This window comes from Paraburkholderia phymatum, assembly GCF_040965635.1.
Classification (GTDB): Bacteria; Pseudomonadota; Gammaproteobacteria; order Burkholderiales; family Burkholderiaceae; genus Paraburkholderia; species Paraburkholderia phymatum_B.
This window is the reverse complement of the sequence record NZ_JBFRCH010000001.1, coordinates 258207-283220: the sequence shown is the minus strand read 5'-3', so window position 1 is coordinate 283220 and position 25014 is coordinate 258207. Positions and strand designations below refer to the sequence as shown.

At 63.6% G+C, this 25014-nt stretch carries 25 protein-coding genes; 18 read left to right on the top strand and 7 right to left on the bottom strand.

Features of this window, described 5'->3' with window-relative positions; genetic code table 11:
* Both AB4Y32_RS01260 and AB4Y32_RS01255 read left to right on the top strand, forming a co-directional pair.
* Positions 1-1131 carry an acyl-CoA dehydrogenase family protein gene (locus AB4Y32_RS01260; RefSeq protein WP_368719601.1) on the top strand — a complete coding sequence of 377 codons (1131 nt, stop codon included), beginning with the start codon at positions 1-3 and terminating at the stop codon, positions 1129-1131.
* Positions 1132-1144: 13 nt separating this feature from the next.
* Positions 1145-1591, top strand: coding sequence for a YchJ family protein (locus AB4Y32_RS01255; protein ID WP_368719600.1), 447 nt, complete (start codon positions 1145-1147; stop codon positions 1589-1591).
* A 419-nt stretch (positions 1592-2010) separates the two neighbouring features.
* Here AB4Y32_RS01255 and AB4Y32_RS01250 read toward each other — a convergent pair whose 3' ends face one another.
* On the bottom strand, positions 2011-2181 hold the full coding sequence (locus AB4Y32_RS01250) for a hypothetical protein (RefSeq protein ID WP_368719998.1): 171 nt from the start codon (positions 2179-2181) through the stop codon (positions 2011-2013).
* Here AB4Y32_RS01250 and AB4Y32_RS01245 point away from each other — a divergent pair.
* The 6 genes from AB4Y32_RS01245 to AB4Y32_RS01220 all read left to right on the top strand — a co-directional run bounded on the left by AB4Y32_RS01245 (position 2132) and on the right by AB4Y32_RS01220 (position 9314).
* Positions 2132-3415, top strand: a complete 1284-nt coding sequence (locus tag AB4Y32_RS01245; RefSeq protein ID WP_368719599.1) for a dienelactone hydrolase family protein — start codon at positions 2132-2134, stop codon at positions 3413-3415. The genes AB4Y32_RS01250 and AB4Y32_RS01245 overlap by 50 nt on opposite strands.
* Positions 3416-4330: 915 nt before the next feature.
* Positions 4331-5677, top strand: a complete 1347-nt coding sequence (gene bioA / locus AB4Y32_RS01240; RefSeq protein ID WP_368719598.1) for an adenosylmethionine--8-amino-7-oxononanoate transaminase — start codon at positions 4331-4333, stop codon at positions 5675-5677.
* A complete protein-coding gene (gene bioF / locus AB4Y32_RS01235) occupies positions 5677-6861 on the top strand; it encodes an 8-amino-7-oxononanoate synthase (RefSeq protein ID WP_368719597.1) in 1185 nt (394 codons plus the stop codon). Before bioA ends, bioF begins: the two co-directional genes overlap by 1 nt.
* Positions 6858-7577 (top strand): dethiobiotin synthase, encoded by a 720-nt coding sequence (gene bioD, locus AB4Y32_RS01230; protein ID WP_368719596.1) that lies wholly within the window; start codon positions 6858-6860, stop codon positions 7575-7577. The genes bioF and bioD overlap by 4 nt, the downstream gene beginning before the upstream one ends.
* 37 nt (positions 7578-7614) lie before the next feature.
* Complete coding sequence (gene bioB, locus AB4Y32_RS01225) at positions 7615-8670, top strand: biotin synthase BioB (protein ID WP_368719595.1); 1056 nt, start codon at positions 7615-7617, stop codon at positions 8668-8670.
* A gap of 329 nt (positions 8671-8999) precedes the next feature.
* Positions 9000-9314 (top strand): hypothetical protein, encoded by a 315-nt coding sequence (locus AB4Y32_RS01220; protein WP_368719594.1) that lies wholly within the window; start codon positions 9000-9002, stop codon positions 9312-9314.
* Positions 9315-9367: 53 nt separating this feature from the next.
* On the opposite strand, the gene AB4Y32_RS01215 is transcribed toward AB4Y32_RS01220, so the two are convergent.
* Positions 9368-9970 (bottom strand): RBBP9/YdeN family alpha/beta hydrolase, encoded by a 603-nt coding sequence (locus AB4Y32_RS01215; protein ID WP_368719593.1) that lies wholly within the window; start codon positions 9968-9970, stop codon positions 9368-9370.
* 202 nt (positions 9971-10172) lie between these two features.
* Between AB4Y32_RS01215 and AB4Y32_RS01210 the strand changes: the two genes are divergently transcribed.
* From AB4Y32_RS01210 to AB4Y32_RS01180, 7 genes are all read left to right on the top strand, one after another.
* Positions 10173-10619 (top strand): VOC family protein, encoded by a 447-nt coding sequence (locus AB4Y32_RS01210; RefSeq protein WP_368719592.1) that lies wholly within the window; start codon positions 10173-10175, stop codon positions 10617-10619.
* Positions 10620-10642: 23 nt separating this feature from the next.
* The gene (locus AB4Y32_RS01205; RefSeq protein WP_368719591.1) at positions 10643-11584 is read left to right on the top strand and encodes a 2-hydroxyacid dehydrogenase; all 942 of its coding nucleotides are present in this window, start codon (positions 10643-10645) and stop codon (positions 11582-11584) included.
* 263 nt (positions 11585-11847) lie between these two features.
* Positions 11848-12774, top strand: a complete 927-nt coding sequence (locus AB4Y32_RS01200; RefSeq protein ID WP_368719590.1) for a hydroxymethylglutaryl-CoA lyase — start codon at positions 11848-11850, stop codon at positions 12772-12774.
* A gap of 21 nt (positions 12775-12795) precedes the next feature.
* Positions 12796-13326 (top strand): YbaK/EbsC family protein, encoded by a 531-nt coding sequence (locus AB4Y32_RS01195; RefSeq protein WP_368719589.1) that lies wholly within the window; start codon positions 12796-12798, stop codon positions 13324-13326.
* The gene (locus tag AB4Y32_RS01190; RefSeq protein WP_368719588.1) at positions 13323-13571 is read left to right on the top strand and encodes a DUF1289 domain-containing protein; all 249 of its coding nucleotides are present in this window, start codon (positions 13323-13325) and stop codon (positions 13569-13571) included. The genes AB4Y32_RS01195 and AB4Y32_RS01190 overlap by 4 nt, the downstream gene beginning before the upstream one ends.
* Complete coding sequence (locus tag AB4Y32_RS01185; protein ID WP_368719587.1) at positions 13568-14038, top strand: MaoC family dehydratase; 471 nt, start codon at positions 13568-13570, stop codon at positions 14036-14038. Before AB4Y32_RS01190 ends, AB4Y32_RS01185 begins: the two co-directional genes overlap by 4 nt.
* Complete coding sequence (locus AB4Y32_RS01180) at positions 14035-14955, top strand: MBL fold metallo-hydrolase (protein ID WP_368719586.1); 921 nt, start codon at positions 14035-14037, stop codon at positions 14953-14955. Before AB4Y32_RS01185 ends, AB4Y32_RS01180 begins: the two co-directional genes overlap by 4 nt.
* Positions 14956-15184: 229 nt before the next feature.
* Here the strand turns inward: AB4Y32_RS01180 and AB4Y32_RS01175 are convergent, their stop codons facing one another.
* Positions 15185-16084, bottom strand: a complete 900-nt coding sequence (locus AB4Y32_RS01175; protein WP_368719585.1) for a DMT family transporter — start codon at positions 16082-16084, stop codon at positions 15185-15187.
* Between the two features lie 113 nt (positions 16085-16197).
* On the opposite strand from AB4Y32_RS01175, the gene AB4Y32_RS01170 reads away from it, so the two are divergent.
* The gene (locus AB4Y32_RS01170) at positions 16198-16683 is read left to right on the top strand and encodes an Lrp/AsnC family transcriptional regulator (protein ID WP_368719584.1); all 486 of its coding nucleotides are present in this window, start codon (positions 16198-16200) and stop codon (positions 16681-16683) included.
* 36 nt (positions 16684-16719) lie between these two features.
* Here the strand turns inward: AB4Y32_RS01170 and AB4Y32_RS01165 are convergent, their stop codons facing one another.
* On the bottom strand, positions 16720-17610 hold the full coding sequence (locus tag AB4Y32_RS01165) for an alpha/beta fold hydrolase (RefSeq protein WP_368719583.1): 891 nt from the start codon (positions 17608-17610) through the stop codon (positions 16720-16722).
* Positions 17611-17896: 286 nt separating this feature from the next.
* On the opposite strand from AB4Y32_RS01165, the gene AB4Y32_RS01160 reads away from it, so the two are divergent.
* Positions 17897-18856, top strand: coding sequence for an NAD(P)H-dependent flavin oxidoreductase (locus tag AB4Y32_RS01160; protein ID WP_368719582.1), 960 nt, complete (start codon positions 17897-17899; stop codon positions 18854-18856).
* Positions 18857-18918: 62 nt separating this feature from the next.
* Here AB4Y32_RS01160 and icmF read toward each other — a convergent pair whose 3' ends face one another.
* The 3 genes from icmF to AB4Y32_RS01145 form a co-directional block, all read right to left on the bottom strand.
* Complete coding sequence (icmF, locus tag AB4Y32_RS01155) at positions 18919-22293, bottom strand: fused isobutyryl-CoA mutase/GTPase IcmF (protein ID WP_368719581.1); 3375 nt, start codon at positions 22291-22293, stop codon at positions 18919-18921.
* Positions 22294-22434: 141 nt separating this feature from the next.
* Entirely contained in the window at positions 22435-23373 is a 939-nt protein-coding gene (locus AB4Y32_RS01150; RefSeq protein ID WP_368719580.1) for a LysR family transcriptional regulator, read from the bottom strand.
* Positions 23374-23574: 201 nt separating this feature from the next.
* Positions 23575-24654 carry a porin gene (locus AB4Y32_RS01145; RefSeq protein ID WP_368719579.1) on the bottom strand — a complete coding sequence of 360 codons (1080 nt, stop codon included), beginning with the start codon at positions 24652-24654 and terminating at the stop codon, positions 23575-23577.
* Between AB4Y32_RS01145 and AB4Y32_RS01140 the strand changes: the two genes are divergently transcribed.
* Positions 24653-24988, top strand: a complete 336-nt coding sequence (locus AB4Y32_RS01140) for a hypothetical protein (RefSeq protein WP_368719578.1) — start codon at positions 24653-24655, stop codon at positions 24986-24988. The genes AB4Y32_RS01145 and AB4Y32_RS01140 overlap by 2 nt on opposite strands.
* Positions 24989-25014 lie beyond the last annotated feature (26 nt).

The window sequence follows — 25014 nt, the reverse complement described above, 5'->3', positions numbered from 1 at the left end:
ATGCTGCTCGATCAGGACCATCTGATGATCCGCGACGCCGTTCGCACATTCGTACGCGAAGCCGTGACGCCAAACGCCGCGCAATGGGACCGCGACCGCACGTTTCCCACCAACGTGCACCGCCAGCTTGCAGAACTCGGCGCGTATGGCGTGCTCGTGCCCGAAGAGTACGGCGGCGCCGGTCTCGACGCGCTCGCGCTCGCCGTGATACTCGAAGAAATCGCGGCAGGCGACGGCGGCACATCGACGGCGATCTCCGTCAATAACTGCCCCGTGTGCAGCATTCTGCTGACGTATGGCAACGAAGCGCAGAAGCAAGACTGGCTCACGCCGCTTGCGCGCGGCGAGATGCTCGGCGCCTTCTGCCTCACCGAGCCGCAGGCGGGCTCGGATGCGTCCGCGTTGCGCACCACGGCCACGCGCGACGGCGACTTCTACGTACTCAACGGCGTCAAGCAGTTCATCACGAGCGGCAAGAACGGCAACGTCGCGATCGTGATGGCTGTCACCGACAGGAGCGCCGGCAAGCGCGGCATCAGCGCGTTCATCGTGCCGACGGATACGCCGGGATATGTCGTCGCGCGCCTCGAAGACAAGCTCGGCCAGCATTCGTCGGACACCGCGCAGATCGTCTTCGACAACTGCCGCGTGCCGGCCGCGAATCTGATCGGCGCGGAAGGCGAAGGGTATCGGATCGCGCTGTCGGGTCTGGAGGGCGGGCGCATCGGCATCGCCGCGCAGAGCGTCGGGATGGCGCGTGCGGCGCTCGAAGCGGCCCTCGCGTACGCCAAGGAGCGCGAGAGCTTCGGCCAGCCGCTGTTTGCGCATCAAGCCGTGCAGTTCCGTCTCGCCGACATGGCGACGCAACTCGAAGCGGCGCGCCAGTTGATCTGGCACGCGGCATCGCTGAAGGATGCGGGCCAGCCGTGTCTGACGGAAGCGGCGATGGCGAAGCTGTTCGCATCGGAAGCGGCGGAGCGGATCTGTTCGGCTGCGTTGCAGATTCACGGCGGCTACGGCTATCTGAGCGATTTCCCCGTCGAGCGCATTTATCGCGACGTGCGCGTGTGCCAGATCTATGAAGGCACGAGCGACATTCAAAAGATCCTGATCGCGCGCGGGCTGAACTGAGCACCGATCTTTCATGACTGCATCAGCGAAGCAACGCCCCATCGATTGCCCTTGCGGCGGCGCCGCGCCCGATCGACGCGACACCGGCAAGCCGCCGCGTTTCGCCGACTGCTGCGGCCGCTACATCGACGGTGGCGCCGCCGCGCCGACCGCGCTCGAACTGATGCGCTCGCGCTATAGCGCCTATGTGCTCGGCGAGTCCCAATATTTGCGCGACACGTGGGCGGCGCAAACCTGCCCCGCCGATCTCGACGTCGACGCCGATGCGCCCGATGCACCGCGCTGGCTAGGTCTGCAGATCAAGCGCTACACACCGCTCGACGATACGCACGCCGAAGTAGAGTTCGTCGCGCGTTACAAGGTGGGCGGACGGGCGCATCGGCTGCATGAATCGAGCCGTTTCGTCAGAGGTGACGACGGGCGCTGGCGTTATGTCGACGGCGATGTGAGCGAACGCTGACGCCGAGCCCTCGATAACCGCGCGATAGCTTCGGCTGCGACTGTTCACATGGCTCAAAAAGGGTCGAATTCCGCAACAAAATCAAGGTGTTGGATAGACACCACGTCCCTCAAAAACGCTTCCTCTCCGGACCCGCAGGATGGACCGCGCAGAGCCGTCGCGACCGCATCTAAACCTCCAGAATTGGTTCCGCAAGGGGTTTGTACTGAATTGCACAAATATAAATTGTCGTGCCAGTATGAGTCCCACAGATGTTGCAGCGCTTTGTAGCGAGGTGGCGGACCACCGCTCCCGCAGGATGTCCAGATGCACCGCCGGCCGACCCTTCGGTACGGCAAGCGATCAGGGACATCGCGAGGCGCTCACTTGACGCGTGGGGTCGCGTCTACCGGCTTCGGTTCATCCAAATGCTGTCCAGGTCAGTCCGCCTGCGCAACGAGCGCAGCGTACACGGCGTTTTTGGCCTTAATTTTGCATGCAACCGCAGTGCAATCAGCCCGTAAGGGAAGCTTCAGGCGTTTTTGAAAGTAGGTGTTGCGAATGGCGTTCAGCAAAGTTCTGACAGTTTGTGCGATGTCGGCGGCCTTCATGGCCTGCGCTGTTTCGTTCGCGCACGCCGATCCGCTCGCGGAAGCCGATGGCCCGCTGAGCCGCGCAAACGTGCAGCGCCTTGCGCTCGACGACGGCTATCTGCCCGTCGTCAAGTTGAGCGAACAGATCATCCGCATTCCCGCCCGCGCCGACGGCAACATCACCCTGGAAACGACGGTCTACAAACCGGACGGCCCCGGCCCGTTCCCGATGGTCGTCTTCAATCACGGCAAGATTCACGGCGATCCGCGCATGCAGACGCGCAGCGATCCGATGTCGCTCGCGCGCGAGTTCGTGCGCCGCGGCTATGTCGTCGTCGCGCCGAACCGTCAGGGTTTCGCCGACTCGGGCGGCACGTATGTACAGGACGGTTGCGACGTGACGCGCAACGGCCTGAGCCAGGCCGCCGACGTCGCCGCGACCGTCGACTACATGTCGAAGCAAAGCTACGTGGATGCACAGCACATCGTTGTGGCGGGCACGTCGCACGGCGGTCTCGCGACGATCGCCTACGGCATGGACGCCGCGCCCGGCGTGCGCGCGCTGATCAATTTCTCAGGCGGCCTGCGCCAGGACGCCTGCTCCGACTGGCAAGGCAATCTGGCGCGCGCATTCGGCACGTACGGCGAGAAGACGCATGTGCCTTCGCTGTGGATGTACGGCGACAATGATTCGATCTGGCCGTCGTCGCTGGTTTCGCGCATGTACACCGCTTACACCCAACATACGCAGGCGTCGGGCGTCAGCGCGAAGATGGTCGATTTCGGCTCGTACAAGAACGACGCGCATCGTCTCGTCGGCGATCGCGACGGCGTGCGCGTCTGGTGGCCGTCCGTCGAGGCGTTTCTCGCGCGCGTCGGCATGCCGACGGGCGTTCAGTATCGCGTCGCCGAGCCGACGCAGCCGAAGGCCACGCATTTCGCGTCGATCGATTCCGTCGACGCCGTGCCTTACGTCGACGACGCCGGCCGCGCCGGATATCGCAACTTCCTGCACCAGTATCCGAGCCGTGCGTTTGCAGTGTCGAATTCGGGCGCGTGGTCGTGGGCGGAAGGCGGCGACGATCCGATGTCGGTCGCGGTCGCGAACTGCCAGAAGCAGAGCTCGGACCCGTGCCATCTGTACGCGGTGAACGACAACGTCGTCTGGAAAGACTCGTCGACTCAAACGGCCGACGCGGACAACGATTCCACGCCTAAAAACAACGGCAAGCCGGCTCTCGCCAGCCGTTGAATCCCCTTCACTGCGCGCGTCAGTGCCTGTTTTTGCGCATCGCGTTCCGGCGTAAATCATCCGACCCAGCTCCGCTTTCCCAATGCGCGCCGTCATTGCGTCTAACGTGCGCGCCTCCCTTGACATTGGCAACTGCATCCGCTCGCGCACGAATTGCTCGAAGAGGTCCATCGCCGCGTCGCGCCGTAGTGAAAAAAGCGCGTGAGCCCGTCAATGATTGAATTTAGGCGCGGATTAACTCCGCACGAAATTCATCGACACGCGAAAGAACGCCTTGGGCGACGCGATTCATAAACCGCCGACGTGACAAAAAAGCCGATGATCAGGATTCCAGATCCTGTTCGGCGTCCAGTGCAATCGCCGCTGCGCGCCCGACGTGGAAGCCGCACATAAACCCGTTCGTTGAGCCTTATCTCACGCCACCACACGGCCGTTAACTTGCACGCCTTCGCCCGCATTCTGCAAGACTGGAAAAAAAATGCGCGGACGCAGCCCGGATTTTTTCGCAGCAGGCCCATAACTTTGCCGTCGTCATCTACGGTCATCTGCGTGCTTCCCAGCGAAACGGCGGCAAGCTGTCGTCAACCACGGAAAATCGCGCGCAGACCCTTGAAAACACAGTGTTTTCCGATAGTGCATCGCAGTTGATATCGCGCTAATCTCACTCCCGCTGTCGCAAGGAAACGCACTGCCGAGGCACCGCGAACAGGTTGCCACGCGTCGCGGCAACAGCACATCCGACGCACCAAGGAAGCCCGCGATCGTCGAGCGCCGACGATGCCGCGGCACTTTCCCGTCGCCGGATTCAAGGCGGACGTTCACCGTCCCGATTCGCCAGCAGCATTTGCATGACCGACACGCGAGACGCACCGCGCCCGACGCCCGCGCCTTGCCCGGTTCATGGTCGGAGTTGTTTTGAATACACAAGTAACGAAAGACTGGGTCGCCCGCAGCCTGCGCGCCGTGTGGCATCCCTGCACGCAGATGAAGCATCACGAGCGCTATCCGCTCGTGCCCGTTTCGCGTGGCGCGGGCGCGTGGCTTTACGATCGCGATGGACATCGCTATCTCGACGCGATCAGTTCGTGGTGGGTCAATCTGTTCGGCCACGCGAACCCGCGCATCAACGCCGCGCTGAAGGATCAGCTCGACACGCTCGAGCACGCGATGCTCGCCGGCTGCACGCACGAGCCCGCCATCGAGCTCGCCGAACGTCTCGGCGCGCTGACGCAGAACACGCTCGGTCACGCGTTCTTCGCGTCCGATGGCGCGTCGGCTGTCGAGATCGCGCTGAAGATGAGTTTCCACTCGTGGCGCAATCGCGGCTACGACTACAAGCGCGAGTTCGTCTGCGTCGCGAACAGCTATCACGGCGAGACGATCGGCGCGCTCGGCGTCACCGATGTCGCGCTCTTCAAGGATGCGTACGATCCGCTGATCCGCAACGCGCATGTGGTCGCCTCGCCGGATGCGCGTTTCGCGCGCGAAGACGAAACGGCCGCGGAGGTCGCGCAGCGCGCGCTCGACGACGTGCGCTCGCTGTTCGAAGCGCGCGCGAACAATATCGCCGCATTGATCGTCGAACCGCTCGTGCAGTGCGCCGCGGGCATGGCGATGCACGACGCGTCGTACATCGCGGGCTTGCGCGCGCTGTGCGACCGCTATGGCGTGCATCTGATCGCCGATGAAATCGCCGTCGGCTGCGGACGCACGGGCACCTTCTTCGCGTGCGAACAGGCGGACGTATGGCCGGATTTTCTGTGCCTGTCGAAAGGGATCAGCGGCGGCTATCTGCCGTTGTCGATCGTGCTGTCGCGCGACGAGATCTTCGCGGCCTTCTATGACGACGACACGACGCGCGGCTTCCTGCATTCGCATTCGTACACGGGCAATCCGCTCGCGTGCCGCGCGGCGCTCGCGACGCTCGATCTGTTCGCCACCGACAACGTGCTCGCCGCAAACGCAACGAAATCGGCAGCGCTGCGTGCCGCGCTCGAACCGCTCGCGCAGCATGCGCATGTGCGCAATCTGCGTCAGCGCGGCACGATCATCGCGTTCGATGCCGAAATCGACGACGCCCACGCCGCGAAGACCTTCTCGCGCCGCTTCTTCGAGAACGCGCTGAGGCGCGAACTGCTGCTGCGCCCGATTGGCACGACGGTGTATCTGATGCCGCCGTACATCCTCGACGACGAAGAAATCGCGCTGCTCGCCGAACGCACGCGCGCGGCCTTCGAAGCAACCGTGGCGGAGGCGCGCTGATGCAGTTGCTCGAAACGCTCGAACAAGGTCTGAAGGATATCGACGCGCTCGGCCTGCGCCGTCGCCGCCGTACCATCGACTCGCCGTGCTCCGCGCACATGACCGTCGACGGCCGCGACATGATCGGCTTCGCGAGCAACGACTATCTCGGGCTCGCCGCGCATCCGCTGCTCGTCGCCGCGATGACGGAAGGCGCGCGCCGCTATGGCGCGGGCAGCGGCGGGTCGCATCTGCTCGGCGGCCACTCGCGCGCGCACGCGCAACTCGAAGACGATCTCGCTGCATTCGCGGGCGGCTTCGTCGACAATCCGCGCGCACTGTACTTCAGCACCGGCTATATGGCGAATCTCGCGACGCTCACCGCGCTCGCGGGACGCGGCACGGCGCTGTTCTCCGATGCGCTCAATCACGCGTCGCTGATCGACGGCGCACGGCTTTCGCGCGCCGAGATCGAGATCTATCCGCACGCGGACGTCGAAGCATTGAGCGCGATGCTCGACGCTTCGGAGGCTGCCGTAAAACTGATCGTCACCGACACCGTGTTCAGCATGGACGGCGACGTTGCGCCGCTCGCCCGTCTGCTAGCGCTCGCGGAAAAGCATGGCGCATGGCTCGTCGTCGACGATGCGCACGGCTTCGGCGTGCTGGGTCCGCAAGGACGCGGCGCCGTCGCCGAGGCCGCACTGCGCTCGCCGCATCTGATCTCGATCGGCACGCTCGGCAAGGCGGCGGGCGTGTCGGGCGCGTTCGTCGTCGCGCACGAAACGGTGATCGAATGGCTCGTGCAGCGCGCGCGGCCGTATATCTTCACGACGGCGTCGGTGCCCGCTGCCGCTCATGCCGTGTCCGCGAGCCTGCGCATCATCGAAGGCATCGAGGGCGACCAGCGACGCGCGCATCTGCGCTCGCTGATCGAACGCACGCGCGAGATGCTCAAGCGCACACCGTGGCTTCCCGTCGATTCGCAGACGGCCGTGCAGCCGCTCGTCATCGGCGCGAACGAGGCGACGCTCGAGGTGGCCGCGTCGCTCGATCGCGCGAATCTCTGGGTGCCCGCGATCCGTCCGCCGACAGTGCCCGAAGGCACGTCGCGTCTGCGCATTTCTCTGTCGGCGGCGCATTCGCATAGCGACCTCGATCAGCTCGAACACGCGTTGATGAAGACGGCGGAGACGCTCGCATGAGCCGCGCGCTGTCTCTCTTCGTGACGGGCACCGATACGGAAATCGGCAAGACGCTGGTGTCGGCAGCGCTGCTGCGCGGCTTCGCGCGCGACGGCTTGCGCGCAGCCGCGATGAAGCCGGTTGCGGCGGGCGCGTCGATGGTGGACGGCGTGCTGCACAACGAAGACGCCGATCAGCTCGACGCCGCCGCCAACGTGCTGTTGCCGCCCGCCATCCGCACGCCGTTCATGCTGAAGGAACCGGCCGCGCCGCACATCGCCGCCGGGCACGAAAACGTCACGCTCGACATGACGCGCATCGTCGACGCGCATCAGACGGCGGCACAAATGGCCGATGTCGTCGTCGTGGAAGGCGTCGGCGGCTTTCGCGTGCCGCTCACCGATGCGCACGATACCGCCGATCTCGCCGTCGCATTGAATCTGCCCGTGGTGCTCGTCGTCGGCATGCGGCTTGGCTGCATCAGCCACGCGCTGCTGACGGCGGAAGCGATCGTCGCGCGCGGACTACCGATCGCCGGCTGGGTCGCGAATCGCGTCGATCCCGCAATGCGATTCGCCGACGAGAACATCGCCGCGATCCGCGAGCGGCTAGACCGCCAATATCGCGCGCCGCTGCTCGGCAGCGTGCCGCATCTGAGCCCCGCGTCGGCGGACATCGTCGCGACGCACCTCGACACCACCCGACTGTTGCAGACGTTGCGTGCCGCGCAGCGCTGAAGGTCTTCGGAAAAACGAATCATCAAGGATGGACCACATGAGCCATATCAACACTGCCCCTCTGCCCGTCACGCCATCCCAGGCCGCCGCCGCCGACGCAGCCGCCACGCGCTGGCGCGTCGCGGATGTCGTCGCGCTGTACGAGCTGCCGTTCAACGATCTGCTGTTCCGCGCGCAACAGGTGCATCGCGAGCATTTCGATGCGAACACCGTGCAGCTGTCGACGCTGCTGTCGATCAAGACGGGCGGCTGCGAGGAAGACTGCGCGTACTGCCCGCAATCCGTGCATCACGATACGGGGCTGAAGGCCGAAAAGCTGATGGAAGTCGAAGACGTGCTGGCGGCTGCGCGCATCGCGAAAGAAAACGGCGCGACGCGCTTCTGCATGGGCGCCGCGTGGCGCAATCCGAAGGACCGCCACCTCGAACCGATCAAGGACATGATTCGCGGCGTAAAGTCGATGGGCCTCGAAACCTGTGTGACGCTCGGCATGCTGGAAACGCATCAGGCGCAAGGTCTGCGCGAGGCGGGGCTCGACTACTACAACCATAATCTCGATACGTCGCCGGAGTTCTACGGCCAGATCATCTCGACGCGCACGTACCAGGATCGCCTCGAGACGCTCGAACGCGTGCGCGACGCGGGCATCAACGTGTGCTGCGGCGGGATTGTCGGCATGGGCGAATCGCGCCGCGAACGCGCGGGCCTGATCGCGCAGCTCGCGAACATGGAGCCGTATCCCGAATCGGTGCCGATCAACAATCTCGTGCAGGTCGAAGGCACGCCGCTCACGGGCACGGAAGCACTCGATCCGTTCGAGTTCGTGCGCACGATCGCCGTCGCGCGCATCACGATGCCGCGCGCGATGGTGCGCCTGTCCGCAGGCCGCGAGCAGATGGACGAGGCGCTGCAGGCGATGTGCTTCCTCGCCGGCGCGAACTCGATCTTCTACGGCGACCAGTTGCTGACGACCAGCAACCCGCAGGCGGAAGCCGACCGCAAGCTGCTGGAGCGGCTCGGCATCCGCGCGGAAGCCGCGCAGCAGATGCCGCTCGAACGCAGCGGATGCGAGCATGGTTGCGACGGGCATTGAGCGTTGCGTGTGCGCCCGTTAGTCGGCGCCATTGAATTGCGTCACGAAGGAAAGGCCGCTTCGAATATTCGAAGCGGCCTTTTTTCCTTGTTCTCGCGCTCGGCCAAAGCACGACCACGACTCGACGCAAAATCCCAGGACATACCGAGCGCGATTCCTACGCCTTCCGGCCAGGTTTCCCGGCATGTCGATTGCACGTACGATCGATTCACAGAGTGGCTCGTGAATCGCGGATCGCCACGCTGCGGCGTAATTCATACTTGTCGGTCTGTCGAGTATCTGATCAAACAGAACCCTGCTTAGGAAAGAATTTGCTTACGATGATGCGAATGGAAACGATGGAAAAACCTCTCGCGAAGCGCCACTTCCACGCGCTTCGCCTGGTTCACGGCGGCATCAACATGGAGGCACGAATGGCTCGGGCTGAAACGACGATCGAACACATTCTCCAGGACCTCGAAGACCTCAAGCGTGAACTGCGCGAGCTGAAGGTCTATGTGGATGAACGCTTCCGCCTCTTCGAAGCAAAAATGGATGCGCGTTTCAGCGCGCTGGAATCCTCCATGCGCACGGAGTTCCGCCTGTTGTGGGCCGCGAACTTCGCGCTCGCTGGAATTCTGGCCAAGGGCTTTCATTGGATCTGAGCGCAGCGGCACGGCGCCGCGATATCGCCGTGCTCATGTGCGCTCCAGTGCGCTCAGTTCAATGCCTGCAAGTCCGGCTCCGGCGCTTCGTCGCGAAATCGCAGCGGCGCGGCGCAATGAGCGAGCGTATCCACGAAGTACTTTGCGCGTGGCCACGGTCCAAAGCCCGCTGCTGTGTTGATGTGTCCCGCGTCGCCCAGATTGACGAACGCACTGCCCAGATGCCGCGCCAGTTCGCGTGCATCGGCAAGGGGCATCCATGGGTCCGTCTCGCTGCCTATCAGAATCGACGGCACGCCAAGGCGCCGCGCGTCGAATGCCCCTGCGAACTCGAACTTCTTCGGGCTGGCCGGCGCGACGAACAGCACACCCGCGATATCGGCCACGTGCACGCCTTGCAGCAACGCATGCGCAGTCGCAAGACACCCGAAGCTATGCGCGGCGAGCACGAACGGTCCACGCTCGCTCGCGAGCAGATCGCGCACGGCCTTGGCCCATTGGGCGAGGTTCGGCGCGTCCCAATCCGCCTGCTCGACGCGCAGTGAGCGTGAAAACTGGCGCTCCAGCCAGCTCTGCCAATGCGCGCCTTCGCTGCCGTGCAGGCCCGGCACGGTCACGAGCCGTGGCGGCCAGATCGATCGGGTGCACGAAAACATGATTCTTTCCTCGTCGCCGGAATCCTGGAAATCATTGTCGCGTGAGCAACGGACGGCTTGAACCAATTTTTCGCGCTTTACATATCCGCACGCCGCCGCACCGGCCCGCGCTCGAACGCTGGCGGCGCTTCGCGCCCGCTGCAACGCGCGCGAACGGCGGCGAAAAAGTAGAATGAAGCCTATCCATAAGAGGAGTGGCTCCATGTCGCAGACTTCGTCCGCAACGCCGCGTGCGCTGCAGCCCTTTCATCTGGCATTTCCCGTCACCAGCCTCGAGAACGCGCGCGCGTTCTATGGCGATCTGCTCGGTTGCCCGGAAGGCCGCAGTTCGCCGGAGTGGGTCGACTTCGATTTCTTCGGCCATCAGCTGGTCGCGCATCTTTCGCCGGAAGAAGCGGGCCACAAGAGCGTCAATCAAGTGGACGGCGACAATGTTCCAGTGCGTCACTTCGGCGTCGTGCTGACCATGGACGACTGGCACACGCTCGCGGAAAAGCTTCGAGCGGCGGGCACGAAGTTCATCATCGAGCCGCATATCCGCTTCAAGGGCGAAGTCGGCGAGCAGGCGACGATGTTCTTTCTCGACCCGTGCGGCAATGCGCTCGAATTCAAGGCTTTCGCCGACATCAGCCGGCTGTTCGCCAAGTGACGGCAACATTCACACGCTCACGCATGAAAGTCCTGTTCTATACGCCGCAATCCGACACCGCCGCCTGGCTGCACGACCTGTCGCGCGCGCTGCCCGATGTCGACTTGCGCGAGTGGCAACCGGGCGACGACGCCCCTGCCGATGTGGCCGTCGTCTGGCGGCCGCCGCGTGAAATGCTCGCGGGCCGTAACGATCTGCGCGCGATCTTCAACCTGGGCGCGGGCGTCGATGCAATCCTGGCGCTCGAACGAGAGCATCCCGGCACGTTGCCGCGCGGCGCGCAACTCGTGCGTCTCGAAGACACGGGCATGGCGCAGCAGATGGCGGAATACGTGATGCACGCGGCGCTGCGCTACATGCGTCGTTTCGACGAGTACGATCTGCTTCAGAAGCAGCAGCGCTGGCATGTGCTCGATCCGCATCCGCGCGAGACGTTCACGATCGGCGTGCTCGGTCTGGGCGTGCTGGGCTCGCATGTCGCGCAAACGCTGGTGTCGCTCGGGTTTCCGGTGCGCGGCTTCAGTCGCGGCGCACGGCAGGTCGAAGGCGTCAAGACGTTCGCGGGCGATGCGGAGTTCGATGCGTTCCTCGACGGGGTCAAGGTGCTCGTGAACCTGCTGCCGCATACGCCAGAAACGCACGGCGTGCTGAACAAGGCAAGCCTGTCGAAGCTTGCGCGCGGCGCGTACCTCGTCAATATCGCGCGCGGCGCGCATCTCGTCGAACAGGAGCTGCTCGACGCGCTCGACGAAGGCCGGATTGCGGCCGCGACGCTCGATGTGTTCGTCGACGAGCCGCTGCCGTCGCAGCATCCGTTCTGGACACATCCACGTATCGCGATCACGCCGCATATCTCGGCGTTGACGCTGCGCGAAGAAAGCGTCGTGCAGATCGCGCAGAAAATCGGCGCATTGAAGCGCGGCGAGGCGATCGGCGGAATCGTCGACATCGCGCGCGGGTATTGAATTCGTCAACGTAAGAAAGCGGAACAGCCGCTTCATGCGGGAACAATCGTCGTGCATGGAGTGGAGTAAGCATTAGACGGAATCAAGGCGCCGAGGTGCCAACTCCCGTCTCCCGTCGACCGCTTTGCATGGGACCGGAGTAGGTGCTCCTGCATGGGGCCGGAGTAAGTGCTTTAAAGCACCAACTCCGGCCGACCGCTCTGCATGGGACCGGAGTAAGTGCTAAAGCACTAACTCCGGCCGACACAGTTTAGGAGACAGACATGGCCTTGCCACGAGCAGTAAAAATCGTCGAAGTCGGCCCGCGCGATGGACTTCAGAACGAGAAGGAATTCGTGCCGACCGCCGTCAAGATCGAATTGGTCAACCGGCTGGCGGCGGCCGGGTTCAGGAATGTCGAAGCGGCTTCGTTCGTATCGCCGAAATGGGTGCCTCAAATGGCCGATGGCGCCGTGGTGATGGCGGGCATCGAGCGCCGCCCGGGCACGATCTACTCGGTGCTGACGCCGAACATGCGCGGTCTCGAAGGCGCCGTCACCGCGCACGCCGACGAGATCGTGATCTTCGGCGCAGCCAGCGAAGCGTTCTCGCAGAAGAACATCAATTGCAGCATCGCGGAAAGCATCGAACGCTTCTTGCCCGTCGCGCAAGCCGCGAAAGAAAAAGGCTTGCGCGTGCGTGGCAGCGTGTCGTGCTCGCTCGGCTGTCCGTACCAGGGCGAAGTGCCCGTGGCGTCCGTGGTCGACGTGGTCGAGCGCTTCGCCGCGCTCGGTTGCGATGAGATCGATATCGCCGATACGATCGGCGTCGGCACGCCGAAGCGCACGCAAGAAGTGTTCGCGGCCGTCACGCAGGTGTTTCCGCGCGAACGTCTGTCGGGCCACTTCCACGATACATACGGCCAGGCGCTCGCGAACATCTACGCCGCGCTGCAGGAAGGCATCGAGATCTTTCACGCATCGGTGGCCGGACTCGGCGGCTGTCCGTATGCGAAGGGCGCAACGGGCAACGTCGCAACGGAAGACGTGCTGTATCTGATGAACGGACTCGGCATCGAGACGGGCATCGATCTCGCGCAAGTCGTCGAGATCGGCGATTTCATTTCGACTTCGATCGGCAGACCGAACGTGTCGCGCGCGGGCAAGGCGCTGCTTGCGAAAGCGCGCAGCGAAAAGGCCACCAGCGTGTGACGCAACAAAGGAACAAAAAACATGACGGACAACGCCACAGTTCAAACGCCTCAAGCGACTGATTTCGATTCGCTGCCGGATTCGGCGCGCCGCGTCTCGCTGCTCTTGCGCGAGCGCGGCCATGCCGGGCAAATCGTGATGCTGCCGGAAACGGGCAAGACGTCAGCGGAAGCGGCGGCGGGACTCGGCTGCTCGATCGCGCAGATCGCCAAGTCGATCCTGTTTCGTCGCCGAGAAGACGACGCGCCCGTGCTGATCGTCGCGAGCGGCGCGAATCGCGTCGATGAGAAGAAGGTCGCCGCGCAAGTCGGCGACATTGCGCGCGCCGACGCGAAGTTCGTTCGCGAGAAGACGAGCTATGCGATCGGCGGCGTGTGCCCCATCGGTCATACGACACAGCCCGTAACGCTGATCGACGCCGATCTGTTCACGCTCGACAGCCTGTGGGCCGCCGCCGGTCATCCGCATGCGGTGTTCAATCTCACGCCGCAGGAACTCGCTGCGCTGACGGGCGCGCCCGTCGTCGATGTGGCGCTGCGCGAGTCGGCATGACGGCCGATACGGTTCGCGCCCGCGACACGGCACAAGACATTGCGCCCGTTCCTTCGCCTTGCATCAACGTGTGCCGGATGGACCCGGCGAACGGCCTGTGCGAAGGCTGCCTGCGCACGATCGACGAAATCGCGAACTGGTCTTCGTTCGACGATGCCGCCAAGCGCGCGGTATGGGACGAGATCGAACGGCGTCACGCCGATCTGATGGCAAAGCAACGACAGCGGCGCGAGGCAGGCGAATGAACATACCGCCGCGCGTCGTCACGATCGGCGAGACGTTCAGCGCGACGCTGAGCGTCCCGGCTGATTCGATCAAGTCGTTCGCGACGATCGTCAACGATCTGAACCCGCTGCATCACGATGACACGTATGCCGCGCAGAGTCGCTTCGGCGGCCTGATTGCGTCGGGCACGCAACCTACTGCGCACTTCATGGCGCTGCTCGCCACGCATTTCTCGACGTACGCGCAGCCGCTCGGCCTCGAATTCGACATGAAGCTGAAGAAGGCCGTCCATAGCGACGACACACTGACGATGACATGGCGCATCGTCGGCGCGTTCTGGAAGGCGAGCCTCAATGGCGATTTGACGCAACTCGAAGGCAACGTCGTCAATCAGCGTGGCGAAACGGTCCTGATCGGCAAGTCGACCATACTCGTGATGCCAAAGCCGGACGTGCCATCGAATGTCGAACGGAAAGACGGGACATGATCGCGCTGCCACGCTCGATACGCGTGTTCGAACGCGGCTGGCTGTCGTCGAACAATGTGCTTTTAATCGACGACGCGTGCGCGGCGCTCGTCGACACTGGCTACGCGTCGCACGCCGATCAGACAGTGGTGCTCGTTCGGCATGCGCTCGGCGCGAGGCCGCTCGATCTGATCGTCAACACGCATCTGCATTCGGACCACTGCGGCGGCAACGCGCGGCTGCAAGCAACGTGGCCGTGCCGCACGATGATTCCATCGACGGAAGCGGACGCCGTGCGCGCATGGGACGAGACACGCCTGACATTTCGAGCGACGGGCCAGTTCTGTGAACGTTTCGCGTTCTCCGCCACGCTGACGGCGGGCATGCGACTCACGATGGGTGCGCTCGACTGGGAAGTGCTCGGCGCGCCGGGACATGATCCGCATTCGCTGATGCTCTACTGCGCCGAACAGCAGTTGCTGATCAGCGCTGACGCTCTGTGGGAAAACGGCTTCGGCGTGATCTTTCCCGAGCTCGACGGCGAAAGCGGCTTCGCGGAACAGCAAGCCGTGCTCGAACTGATCGGCACGCTCGACGTGAAGACGGTGATTCCGGGCCACGGCGCGCCGTTTTCCGACGTGCGGGCTGCGCTCGATCGCGCGTTGTCTCGGGTCGAGTGGCTGCGCAACGATCCCGCGCGCAACGCGAAGAACGCGCTGAAGGTCCTGATCGTGTTCAAGCTGCTCGACGCGCGCACGCTGTCGTTCGACGCCTTGTTGCGCATGCTCGACGATGCGAGCGCGATGCGCGCCGCCGCGTCGATTCTGAAGCCGCGCAGCGCGTGGCCGGCGCTGCTGCGTGAACTGATCGAGGGTATGGCGGATGAGAACGGGCCGCTGCGCTTCGACGGTGCGCAAATCGGTGCGCGCGCAGCATGATTGAAACATGGGAGCGCCGTCGAAAGATAACGGCGATTGGCGCGAACGAGCGTACAAAAAGAAAGCCGCTCGGCTTTTAGTTCGAGCGGCGCAATTATTGTTGACGTGATCAGCGTCGAGAAAATGATACCTGCGCGAAGCTTTCGGACGCATCGGTGATTTCCCTACAGAATCTTGACGTCCGACGAATCAGATAGCTTCCTTATTCGGAATCCGTACTAAACGACCGTTATATCGAGTAGCGGCGCGTCGGCACGATGCGCCAGCCAAGATTCACGCCCGCCGCCGCGAGAAGAATCAACACTGCGCCAAGCACCTGAATCCACGCGAGCTTCTGCCCAAACGCCACGCGGTCGACGACGATCGCGACAACGGGATAGATGAACGACAGCGCGCCCGTCATCGCCGTCGGCAGCTTTTGAATCGCGCCGTATAGAAGCACGTACATGATCCCCGTGTTGACCACGCCTAGCGTGACGAGTTGCAGCCAATGCGTGCCCGTCGAAGGCAGCGCGTCGTACTGCACGAACGGCGCGAGCACGATGACGCCCGTCGTCACGGTAATCAGCGCGATAAGGTGCGGCGGCGTGTTCTTCAAGTGCTTTGTGACGATGGAAGAGACCGCGTACAGAAACGCCGCGCCCACGGCATAGGCGACGCCTTGCAGATACTGCCCCGGCACCGCGAGCACGGCCGGCTCGACCTTCACGACGAACACGAGCCCGATGAACGCGATCAGCAGCCACATGATCGTCGATGCCGTCACGCGCTCGCGCAACACCAGCGCGCCAAGCGCGACGAGCATGAAAGGCTGCGTGCTGTAGACCGTCGTCGCCATCGAGATCGACGCGCGCGAATACGCGGCGAACAGCAGCACCCAGTTCACGACGATGGCAGCGCTGCCGAGCGTCGCCAGCAGGATCATCCTCCACGAAAAGAGCGTGCGCTTGAGCAGCCCGAGCACCGCGCAGATCAGAAGCAGCGTTGCACCGCCAAACAGACACCGGAAGAATGCGACGTTCAACGCCGATTGCTGCGACGATACGACCAGCCAGCCGATTGTTCCCGACATCAGCATCGCAAGCGTCATTTCGAGCGCGCCGCGCCGTACTTCGTGAGTGGAAGCCATCCGAAACTCTCCAGAACAATCACATCTTGCGAGCAGTGTAATTAATCCGAAGCGCCGGATACATCTCTAAAATGAGGCGATCAAGAGAATCGACTTAAAAAGCGAAGGCCAAAATGACGAAGCGCCTTACTCCTGTTTCGAAGCAGGCGCTAGCGCCTGCAACGCTCGACGATACCGATCGCCTATTGCTCGCCGCGCTCGCCGACGATGCGCGTCAGCCCGTCAGCGAGCTCGCGCGCAACGTCGGCCTGTCGGCGCCGGCGACGGCGGATCGCTTGCGGCGCCTCGACGCGCAAGGCGTGATCGAGCGCTTCACAGTGCAGATCGATCCGCGCGCGCTGGGCTACACGCTGCAGGCGATCGTGCGCGTGAAGCCGTTGCCCGGCCAACTGCATCTGGTGGAGGATGTGATACGCCGCATTCCCGAGTTCGTCGAATGCGACAAGGTGACGGGTGACGATTGCTTTATCTGCCGGCTGTATCTGCGCACGATCGATCAGCTCGACGAGATCCTGTCGAAAGTGACCGAGCGTGCCGAAACGAGCACGGCCATCGTCAAGTCGACGCCCGTGCCGAGGCGCTTGCCGCCGCTCGCGTGAGCATCGAGCGGCGCGTGCCCTTTAATCGTTCAGGGATCAAAGCTCGACGGCTTCGAAAAAGGCCAGCATTTCCGCGACGAGTTCGGCGGGCGCCTCTTCGGGAATGTAGTGGCCGCACGGCAGCGCACGGCCGCTGACGTCGCGCGCGACCTTGCGCCATTCGGCAATCGGCTCGAAGCATTTCTCGATCACGCCCTCTTCGCCCCACAACACGCGCAACGGACAGCCTATCTTGTGACCGCGCTCGATATCGGCACGGTCGTGATCGAGATCGATGGTCGCCGATGCGCGGTAGTCCTCGCACATCGCGTGCACTGCGCCCGGCTGATGCAACGCGTTGCGATATTCGGCGAGCACTTCCGGCGCGAACGGCGCGAGGCCCGCGTGACGGCTGCCCATCACGCGGTCGACATAGGCGTCCGGATTGCCTTCGATCAGCGTTTCGGGCAGAGGCTCCGGCTGGATCAGAAAGAACCAGTGGAAATAAAGAGTCGCGAAGGCGCGGTCGGTGGCTTCGTACATCGCGAGCGTCGGCGCGATGTCGAGCAGCATCAGACGTTCGACGGCGCCGGGGAAATCGAGCGCCATCCGGTGCGCGACGCGCGCGCCGCGATCATGCGCGCACACGAGAAACCGATCGTAGCCGAAATGGCGCATTACGGCGACCTGGTCGGCGGCCATCGCGCGTTTCGAATACGGCGCGTGCGTCGCATCGCTCGGCGGTTTCGCCGATTCGCCGTAGCCGCGCAAGTCGGTGGCAATCACGGTGAAATGCGCGGCAAGCTGGGACGCGCAGCGATGCCAGATCAGATGGCTCTGCGGATGACCGTGCAGCAGCAGCAAAGGCGTCCCCGCTCCGCCCTTGACTCCATGGATATCGACGTCACCGGCCTTGACGCGAAAAGGTGTGAAGTCCTTGAAGGGCATGTCGGTTCTCGTTGTCGTTGTGGGTCTGGGCATTGTAGAAGGCTGGTGCGAGCGTGCGAGTGGGATAGCCCACGCTTTCGTAGAACCTGAACACTCCTTCGAACTCACCGTGCGAGCAGCGTGTGCGAGTCTCACCTATAATCGCACGATCGTTCCTAAATTACATCAGCGGTTGTCGTGAACAGCGCGGCATCACGGACGTCCCGCGCAAACCGCAGGCCGCAGCCGCTACACTCATATCGCCGGACGCGGATGGCGCCGGCACGTCGATCAGGAGACTCGCACCATGGCATTGCCCGCCGTCCTGCAGCATCTCGCGCTGCCCGTCGTCGCCTCGCCGATGTTCATCGTCAGCTATCCCGAGCTCGTGCTCGCGCAGTGCAAGGCGGGGATCGTCGGATCGTTTCCCGCGCTCAATGCGCGTCCGGCCGAACTGCTCGACGAATGGCTGACGCAGATCCAGGCGTCGCTCGCCGAGCACAAGGCGGCCAATCCGGATGCCGTCATCGGGCCGATTGCGGTCAATCAGATCGTCCATCAGTCGAACGCGCGGCTCGAACACGACATTCGCGTGTGCGTCGAGCACAAGGTGCCGATTTTCATCACGAGCCTGCGCGCGCCCGCGAAGGAGATCGTCGATGCCGTGCACAGCTACGGCGGCATCGTGCTGCACGATGTGATCAATCTGCGTCACGCGCAAAAAGCACTCGATGCGGGCGTCGACGGGTTGATTCTCGTCGCGGCGGGTGCGGGCGGCCATGCGGGGATGACGTCGCCGTTTGCGCTGGTCGGAGAAGTGCGGCGCATTTTCGACGGGCCGATCGTGCTATCAGGCTCGATCGCCAACGGCGGCTCGATTCTCGCCGCGCAGGCGATGGGCGCCGATCTCGCGTACATCGGCACGCGCTTCATCGCGACGAAAGAAGCACATGCCGTCGAAGGCTACAAGCAGGCGATCATCAACGCGAATTCCGCCGACATCGTCTATACCAACCTGTTTACCGGCGTGCATGGCAACTACATTCGCGAGAGCATCGTGAACGCGGGTCTCGATCCCGATGCCTTGCCCGAGTCGGACAAGTCGAAGATGAATTTCGGCAGCGACAAGGCGAAGGCATGGAAGGACATCTGGGGCGCGGGCCAAGGCGTGGGTTTGATGCACGACGTACCGAGCGTCGCTGAACTTGTCGCGCGGTTGAAGCAGGAGTACGACGCGGCCAGGTCGCGCCTCGCTATCGGGCGCTAAGGCTGTCGATGCCGCTCGTCGGGCGGCCGCGCATTCCGGCGTGCGGCCTTCGCATCGACGCATCACATATTCCGCCGATACTGCCCGCCCACCTCGAACAGCGCGTGCGTGATCTGCCCGAGCGAACAGACGCGCACCGCATCCATCAGCACGGCAAACACGTTTTCATCGTCGATGACGGCCTGCTTCAGGCGCTCGAGCATCGCAGGCGCTTCCCCTTGATGCCGTGACTGGAACACGCGCAGCCGCTTCAGCTGTCCCTGCTTTTCGTCTTCCGTCGAGCGCGCGAGCGCAATCGGCGGCGGCGCATCGTGCGCATGCGCACCGAGGAACGTATTAACGCCGACAATCGGATACGACCCGTCATGCTTGCGATGCTCGTACAGCATCGACTCGTCCTGAATGCGTCCGCGCTGATACCCCGTTTCCATTGCGCCGAGCACGCCGCCGCGCTCCGTCAACCTGTCGAATTCCGCGAGCACGGCGGCTTCCACGAGATCCGTCAGTTCGTCGATGATAAAGCTGCCCTGGTTCGGATTCTGGTTCTTCGCGAGGCCCCACTCGCGATTGATGATCAACTGGATCGCGACCGCGCGGCGCACCGAGTCTTCCGTCGGCGTCGTGATCGCTTCGTCGAACGCGTTCGTGTGCAGCGAGTTGCAGTTGTCGTAGATCGCGATCAGCGCCTGCAACGTCGTGCGTATATCGTTGAAGTCGATTTCCTGCGCGTGCAGGCTGCGCCCCGACGTCTGCACGTGGTACTTCAGCTTCTGGCTGCGCTCGTTCGCGCCATAGCGGTCGCGCATCGCAACCGCCCAGATGCGCCGCGCGACACGGCCGAGCACCGTGTATTCCGGGTCCATCCCGTTCGAGAAGAAGAACGACAGGTTCGGTGCAAAATCGTCGATGGCCATGCCGCGCGCGAGATACGCCTCGACATACGTGAAGCCGTTCGCCAACGTGTACGCAAGCTGCGAGATCGGATTCGCGCCCGCCTCGGCGATGTGATAGCCGGAGATCGACACCGAATAGAAATTGCGCACGCCGTGTTCGACGAAGTACGCCTGAATATCGCCCATCACCTTCAGGCTGAATTCAGTCGAGAAGATGCAGGTGTTCTGGCCTTGATCCTCCTTCAGGATGTCGGCCTGGACCGTGCCGCGCACGTTCTCCAACGCGAAGCGGCGCGCGTCGTCGAGTTCCTGTTGAGACGGCTCGCGCCCTTCTCGTTGCGCCTTCGCGCGCGCGAGCGCGATCCGCTGATCGATCGCGACGTTGAAGAACATCGCGAGTATCGTCGGCGCGGGACCGTTGATCGTCATCGATACCGACGTTTCGGGCGCGCACAGATCGAAGCCGTCGTAGAGCGCTTGCATGTCGTCGAGCGTCGCGACCGATACGCCCGAATTGCCGACCTTGCCGTAAATATCGGGCCGCTCGTCCGGCTCTTCGCCGTACAGCGTGACGGAATCGAAGGCCGTCGACAGACGCTTCGCGGGCATGCCTTCCGATAGCAGCTTGAAGCGCCGATTGGTGCGGAACGGATCGCCTTCGCCGGCGAACATGCGCGTCGGGTCTTCGTTTTCGCGGCGGAAATGAAACACACCCGCTGTGAACGGGAAATAGCCGGGCAGATTGTCGAGCATCAGCCAGCGCAGGATTTCGCCGGGGTCCTTGAACGCCGGCAGCGCGACCTTGCGGACTTTCGAGCCCGACAAGGTTTCGACGGTGAGCGCCGTGCGGATTTCCTTGTCGCGGATCTTCACGATATGTTCGTCGCCGGAATAGGCGGTGACGATCCGCGGCCACGAATCGAGCAGCGCCCTTTCACGCTCGCCCATCTGCGATGTGCGTGCGTCGATCAGCGCATCGAATACGCCGGCGTTTTGCGCGCCGCCGTCGGCTTCATCGAGCATGCGCCGCGCTTCTTCGAGATGCCAACGCTCGCGCGCAAGCTGCGACTGCGTTTCGACGCGCTCGCGATAACTGCGCACCGTCAGCGCGACATCTGACAGATACCGAACACGCGCGGGCGGCACGATCGCGTTGCGGCCCGTCGAGTGGCGCACGCCTTCCATCGTGGGCAGCCGTCCGTCGCTCTCGCGCAGCCCATGTTCGCGCAGCGCTCTTGCGATATGTTGGTACACAGCTGTCACGCCATCGTCGTTGAAGCGCGACGCTATCGTACCGAACACCGGCATCTCGTCTGTCTTCGACGCGAACTTCTGGTGGTTACGCTGCACCTGCTTTGCGACGTCGCGCAACGCATCGGCGGCGCCCTTGCGGTCGAACTTGTTGATCGCGACGAAATCCGCGAAATCGAGCATGTCGATCTTTTCAAGCTGGCTCGCCGCGCCGAACTCGGGCGTCATCACGTACAGCGACTTATCGGCATGCGGCACGATCGCGGCATCGCCCTGACCGATACCCGATGTCTCGACCACGATCAGATCGAAACCCGCCAGCTTGCACGCGGCGATCGCGTCGGGCAGCGCATCGGAAATCTCGCTCGGTGCCTCGCGCGTCGCGAGCGACCGCATGAAGACGCGTGCCCCGCTGCCCCAGTCGCCTGTCGCATTCATGCGAATCCGGTCGCCCAGCAGCGCGCCGCCGGACTTGCGGCGCGACGGATCGATCGCGATCACGGCGATGGTCAGCGAGTCGCCATAGTCGAGGCGAAAGCGCCGGATCAGCTCGTCCGTCAGCGACGACTTGCCCGCGCCGCCCGTCCCCGTGATGCCGAGCACGGGGACGTTCGCCTGTTCAGCTTGCTGGTTGAGTTGCGCACGGATCGAATCGTCGATATCGCCCGTTTCGAGCACCGTGATCAGTTGCGCGAGCTTGCGGAACGCGGCGACGTGGCTTGCGTCGCAAAGAAGCGCACCCGCAAGGTCGCGGAACAGTTGCGCCTGGGATGCGTCGGATCGCGCGGCGCCGCGGCAACGGGCGATCATGTCGTCGATCATGCCTTGCAGCCCAAGCCGCTGCCCATCGTGCGGCGAGTAGATGCGCTCGACGCCATAACGTTCGAGTTCCGCGATCTCATCGGAGACGATCACGCCGCCGCCGCCGCCGAACACCTTGATCCGCTCGCCGCCCCGCTCGCGCAGCAGATCGACCAGATAGCGGAAGTATTCGACATGGCCGCCCTGGTAGCTCGATACCGCGACGCCATCCGCGTCTTCCTGCAACGCGGCCGTCGCGACTTCTTCGACGGAGCGGTTGTGGCCGAGATGGATCACTTCGACGCCGCTCGCCTGGAGGATGCGCCGCATGATGTTGATCGACGCGTCGTGGCCGTCGAACAGCGCGGCAGCGGTGACGAAGCGCAGGCGTCTTGACGACTGCGCGTCTGATGGGCGCGGCGCTGAAGTTTGTGAAGCCTGCTTCGAAGGCGCGTCGTCGCCTACGCGCTGCGGCGTGGAAAGATCGGTCATGTCTCCCCCGGATCGAATCGTCAGGTTCGTTCGTCCCTACTTCGCGGGTACTGCCTGCAACCAGTATAGCGATACGACCCGATCGCCCGGGCGGCGTTCAGCAGAGCCCGATCCGTCGCCGCTCCGCCCGCATTCGAGAACTCACCGCACCGCCAGCGCGCGAATCTGATCGAGCGTCGGCCAGAGCGTCTCGCTGGCGAAGCGCTCGGCGATGAAATCGACAAACGAACGCACCTTCGCAGACAGATGCCGGCGGCTCGCGTACACGACATGAATCGGCAGCTCGCGCGGCGGCAGTTCGTCGACGAGCAGCGGCACGAGACGGCCCTCGGCCAGATCGTCGCCGATTACTTCCGTGCCGAGCAGCGCGAGCGCCGCGCCCTGCAACACCACGACGCGCTGCGCTTCCAGATGATTGACGATCAGATTGCCCGACACTTTCACGCGCGAATTGCCCGCGTTCGCGCCCGCCACCAGTTCCAGCGCGGACACGCCCGCGTACTCGATGAAGTTGTGCGCGGCCAGATCGGCGACACGCTTCGGCGCGCCGTGCCGCTCGATGTATTCCGGCGATGCGCACAGCACGAGATGCGCCGTCGCCACCTGCCGCGCGATCAGCGACGACGACTTGAGCCCCGTCGGCGACGCGCGGATCGCGACGTCGAAGCCTTCGTCGATCAGTTCCACCACGCGATCCGACAACGTGATATCGACGGTGACTTGCGGATGCTGCGTTGCATAGTCGGCAACGGCGCTCATCACGTGACGCAGGCCGAACGCCGACAACGACGACACGCGCAGCCGCCCTTGCGGCACGACGCTCGCCGCGCCGACCGCCTGCTCGGCTTCGTCCAGTTCGGTCAGCACCTGACTCAGCCGCTCGTAGTACTCGCGCCCGGCTTCCGTCGGCGCGACGCGGCGCGTGGTCCGGTTCAGCAGGCGCGCGCCTAACTGCTGTTCGAGATGCATCACGTGCTTGCTCGCCATCGCCGCGGACATGTCCATCTTCTCCGCCGCACCGACAAAGCTGCCGACCTCGACGACGTGGCGAAACACTTTCATGCTGACGAGGGTATCCATGGCGGTCGCTCGGAACAGGAATGAATGGGGCTGATTCCCGGGACTTTATCAAGGAGCCGTCGACAATGCGCGGCCGCGCGGTATCGCCTGGAAAAAGGCCCCGCCTTCCGTGAAGAAGGCAGGGCCTCGCGGATAGACGCCTCGAAGACGTCGCCGCCGATTTCGACGAGTAATGCGCCGATGTGCGCCGAAGTGCGCCGATCAGAACTTCGCGCGGATGCCGACGCCGGCCGTATAGCCCGACGACTGGCTCGTGTACTTGTCGTAGAGGTAGGCCGCATACACGTCTGTGCGCTTGGACAGCGGGTAGTCGTAGCCGATGGCCGCCGACTGGTGCATCTGGTCGAGGCCGCCCGCATCGCGCGAGTATGCGTACGACGCCATCACGGTACCCGTGCCGAGCGGCACCGACACGCCGCCTTGCGCGGTGTTCACGTGCCAGCTGCCGACGTCCTGGTCGTTCTTCGTGTACATGTACTGGCCGTAGAACTTCACGAACTTCAGGTCGTACGACAGGCCGAGCTGCGCAACCGATTGGCTCTTCAGACCTGCGACCAGCGAGCCGAGGTCGGCCGGCGTGCTGTTGAAGTTGACGTACTGATAGACGCCCGTCGCCGCGAACGGACCATGGAAGTACAGGAACTGCGCGCTGTACTTCTTCGAGCCGTTCTGGCCGGCCGTATTGCCGAACGCGTACATCGCGCTGCCCGACAGGCCGTTGAAGTCCGGCGTCGAGTACTGGATCGCGTTGTTCCAGCCGGAATCGCCGACCACGCCCATGTCCGTCGTGTAGGTCGGGAACGTGCCCAAGCCGAGGAACACGTGGTAGACCATCGGCGAGAAGACGTACGAGTCGATGAACGGGTTGAACAGGATCGTCGACACGAACAGGTGCGTGGTCAGACGGCCCGCCGTCACCGTGCCGAACGGCGACTCGACGCCGACATACGCGTTACGGCCGAAGAAGGTGTCGCCGTCGAAGCGGCCGAACTTGCCGTTCTGCGCGCGGAAGAAGTCTTCCAGCGTAAAGATCGCCTTGTAGCCGTTGCCCAGGTCTTCCGAACCTTTGATTCCCCAGTACGACGTCGACATGCCGCCGCCCGACACGTTCCACGCCGTCTGGCTGCCCGGAAACTTCGTTGCGCCGACCCATTCGTCGACCTGGCCATAAAGCTGCACGCTCGACTGCGCGAACGACGAAGCCGACGCGGCGGCCAGCAATGCGCCGACGGCGCCCGCCTTCAAGGTTGTTCTCAGCGCACGGCTGACGGATGTTTTCATGGGTTCTCCTGTCTTTGTCAAAAAGGGTGTGGCTGTGCGGCGGGGCGCTCGCCGGTCCGTGTCTGTTATCCGTCTGAATCGTCGAGCCAATCTGGGCTGGACAAATCTTTGCGGACCATTTTTGCGGACAAAAATAGCTGTACTTATTGCCGGTATATCGGACTGGATAGTTTGGTCGACTTTCGGCCTGATATCCGTTGCCGACGCATCTTGTTTCCGCAATGCCGCAAACCTGCGCGCTGGCCTTGAGGCGCGCGGATTCTACAGTACCGGGAACGAAGCGAAGCGCATCCGCTGCACCATGACGCGCTGCCGCAACGAAGACGAGATTTGATGACGAAACGGTGAACGCTGACGAGC

Excerpts from the sequence above, each read along its gene's own strand:
- AB4Y32_RS01140 (WP_368719578.1), top strand. The coding sequence starts at position 24,653 with ATGGGTTCTCCTGTCTTTGTCAAAAAGGGTGTGGCTGTGCGGCGGGGC.
- bioD (WP_368719596.1), top strand. The coding sequence starts at position 6,858 with ATGAGCCGCGCGCTGTCTCTCTTCGTGACGGGCACCGATACGGAAATC.
- AB4Y32_RS01260 (WP_368719601.1), top strand. The coding sequence starts at position 1 with ATGCTGCTCGATCAGGACCATCTGATGATCCGCGACGCCGTTCGCACA.
- AB4Y32_RS01185 (WP_368719587.1), top strand. The coding sequence starts at position 13,568 with ATGAACATACCGCCGCGCGTCGTCACGATCGGCGAGACGTTCAGCGCG.
- AB4Y32_RS01160 (WP_368719582.1), top strand. The coding sequence starts at position 17,897 with ATGGCATTGCCCGCCGTCCTGCAGCATCTCGCGCTGCCCGTCGTCGCC.
- AB4Y32_RS01220 (WP_368719594.1), top strand. The coding sequence starts at position 9,000 with ATGGAAACGATGGAAAAACCTCTCGCGAAGCGCCACTTCCACGCGCTT.
- AB4Y32_RS01170 (WP_368719584.1), top strand. The coding sequence starts at position 16,198 with ATGACGAAGCGCCTTACTCCTGTTTCGAAGCAGGCGCTAGCGCCTGCA.
- bioB (WP_368719595.1), top strand. The coding sequence starts at position 7,615 with ATGAGCCATATCAACACTGCCCCTCTGCCCGTCACGCCATCCCAGGCC.
- AB4Y32_RS01200 (WP_368719590.1), top strand. The coding sequence starts at position 11,848 with ATGGCCTTGCCACGAGCAGTAAAAATCGTCGAAGTCGGCCCGCGCGAT.
- AB4Y32_RS01145 (WP_368719579.1), bottom strand. The coding sequence starts at position 24,654 with ATGAAAACATCCGTCAGCCGTGCGCTGAGAACAACCTTGAAGGCGGGC.
- AB4Y32_RS01190 (WP_368719588.1), top strand. The coding sequence starts at position 13,323 with ATGACGGCCGATACGGTTCGCGCCCGCGACACGGCACAAGACATTGCG.
- icmF (WP_368719581.1), bottom strand. The coding sequence starts at position 22,293 with ATGACCGATCTTTCCACGCCGCAGCGCGTAGGCGACGACGCGCCTTCG.
- bioF (WP_368719597.1), top strand. The coding sequence starts at position 5,677 with ATGCAGTTGCTCGAAACGCTCGAACAAGGTCTGAAGGATATCGACGCG.
- AB4Y32_RS01150 (WP_368719580.1), bottom strand. The coding sequence starts at position 23,373 with ATGGATACCCTCGTCAGCATGAAAGTGTTTCGCCACGTCGTCGAGGTC.
- AB4Y32_RS01195 (WP_368719589.1), top strand. The coding sequence starts at position 12,796 with ATGACGGACAACGCCACAGTTCAAACGCCTCAAGCGACTGATTTCGAT.
- AB4Y32_RS01215 (WP_368719593.1), bottom strand. The coding sequence starts at position 9,970 with ATGTTTTCGTGCACCCGATCGATCTGGCCGCCACGGCTCGTGACCGTG.
- AB4Y32_RS01205 (WP_368719591.1), top strand. The coding sequence starts at position 10,643 with ATGAAAGTCCTGTTCTATACGCCGCAATCCGACACCGCCGCCTGGCTG.
- AB4Y32_RS01210 (WP_368719592.1), top strand. The coding sequence starts at position 10,173 with ATGTCGCAGACTTCGTCCGCAACGCCGCGTGCGCTGCAGCCCTTTCAT.
- AB4Y32_RS01255 (WP_368719600.1), top strand. The coding sequence starts at position 1,145 with ATGACTGCATCAGCGAAGCAACGCCCCATCGATTGCCCTTGCGGCGGC.
- AB4Y32_RS01175 (WP_368719585.1), bottom strand. The coding sequence starts at position 16,084 with ATGGCTTCCACTCACGAAGTACGGCGCGGCGCGCTCGAAATGACGCTT.
- AB4Y32_RS01245 (WP_368719599.1), top strand. The coding sequence starts at position 2,132 with ATGGCGTTCAGCAAAGTTCTGACAGTTTGTGCGATGTCGGCGGCCTTC.
- AB4Y32_RS01180 (WP_368719586.1), top strand. The coding sequence starts at position 14,035 with ATGATCGCGCTGCCACGCTCGATACGCGTGTTCGAACGCGGCTGGCTG.
- AB4Y32_RS01250 (WP_368719998.1), bottom strand. The coding sequence starts at position 2,181 with ATGAAGGCCGCCGACATCGCACAAACTGTCAGAACTTTGCTGAACGCC.
- AB4Y32_RS01165 (WP_368719583.1), bottom strand. The coding sequence starts at position 17,610 with ATGCCCTTCAAGGACTTCACACCTTTTCGCGTCAAGGCCGGTGACGTC.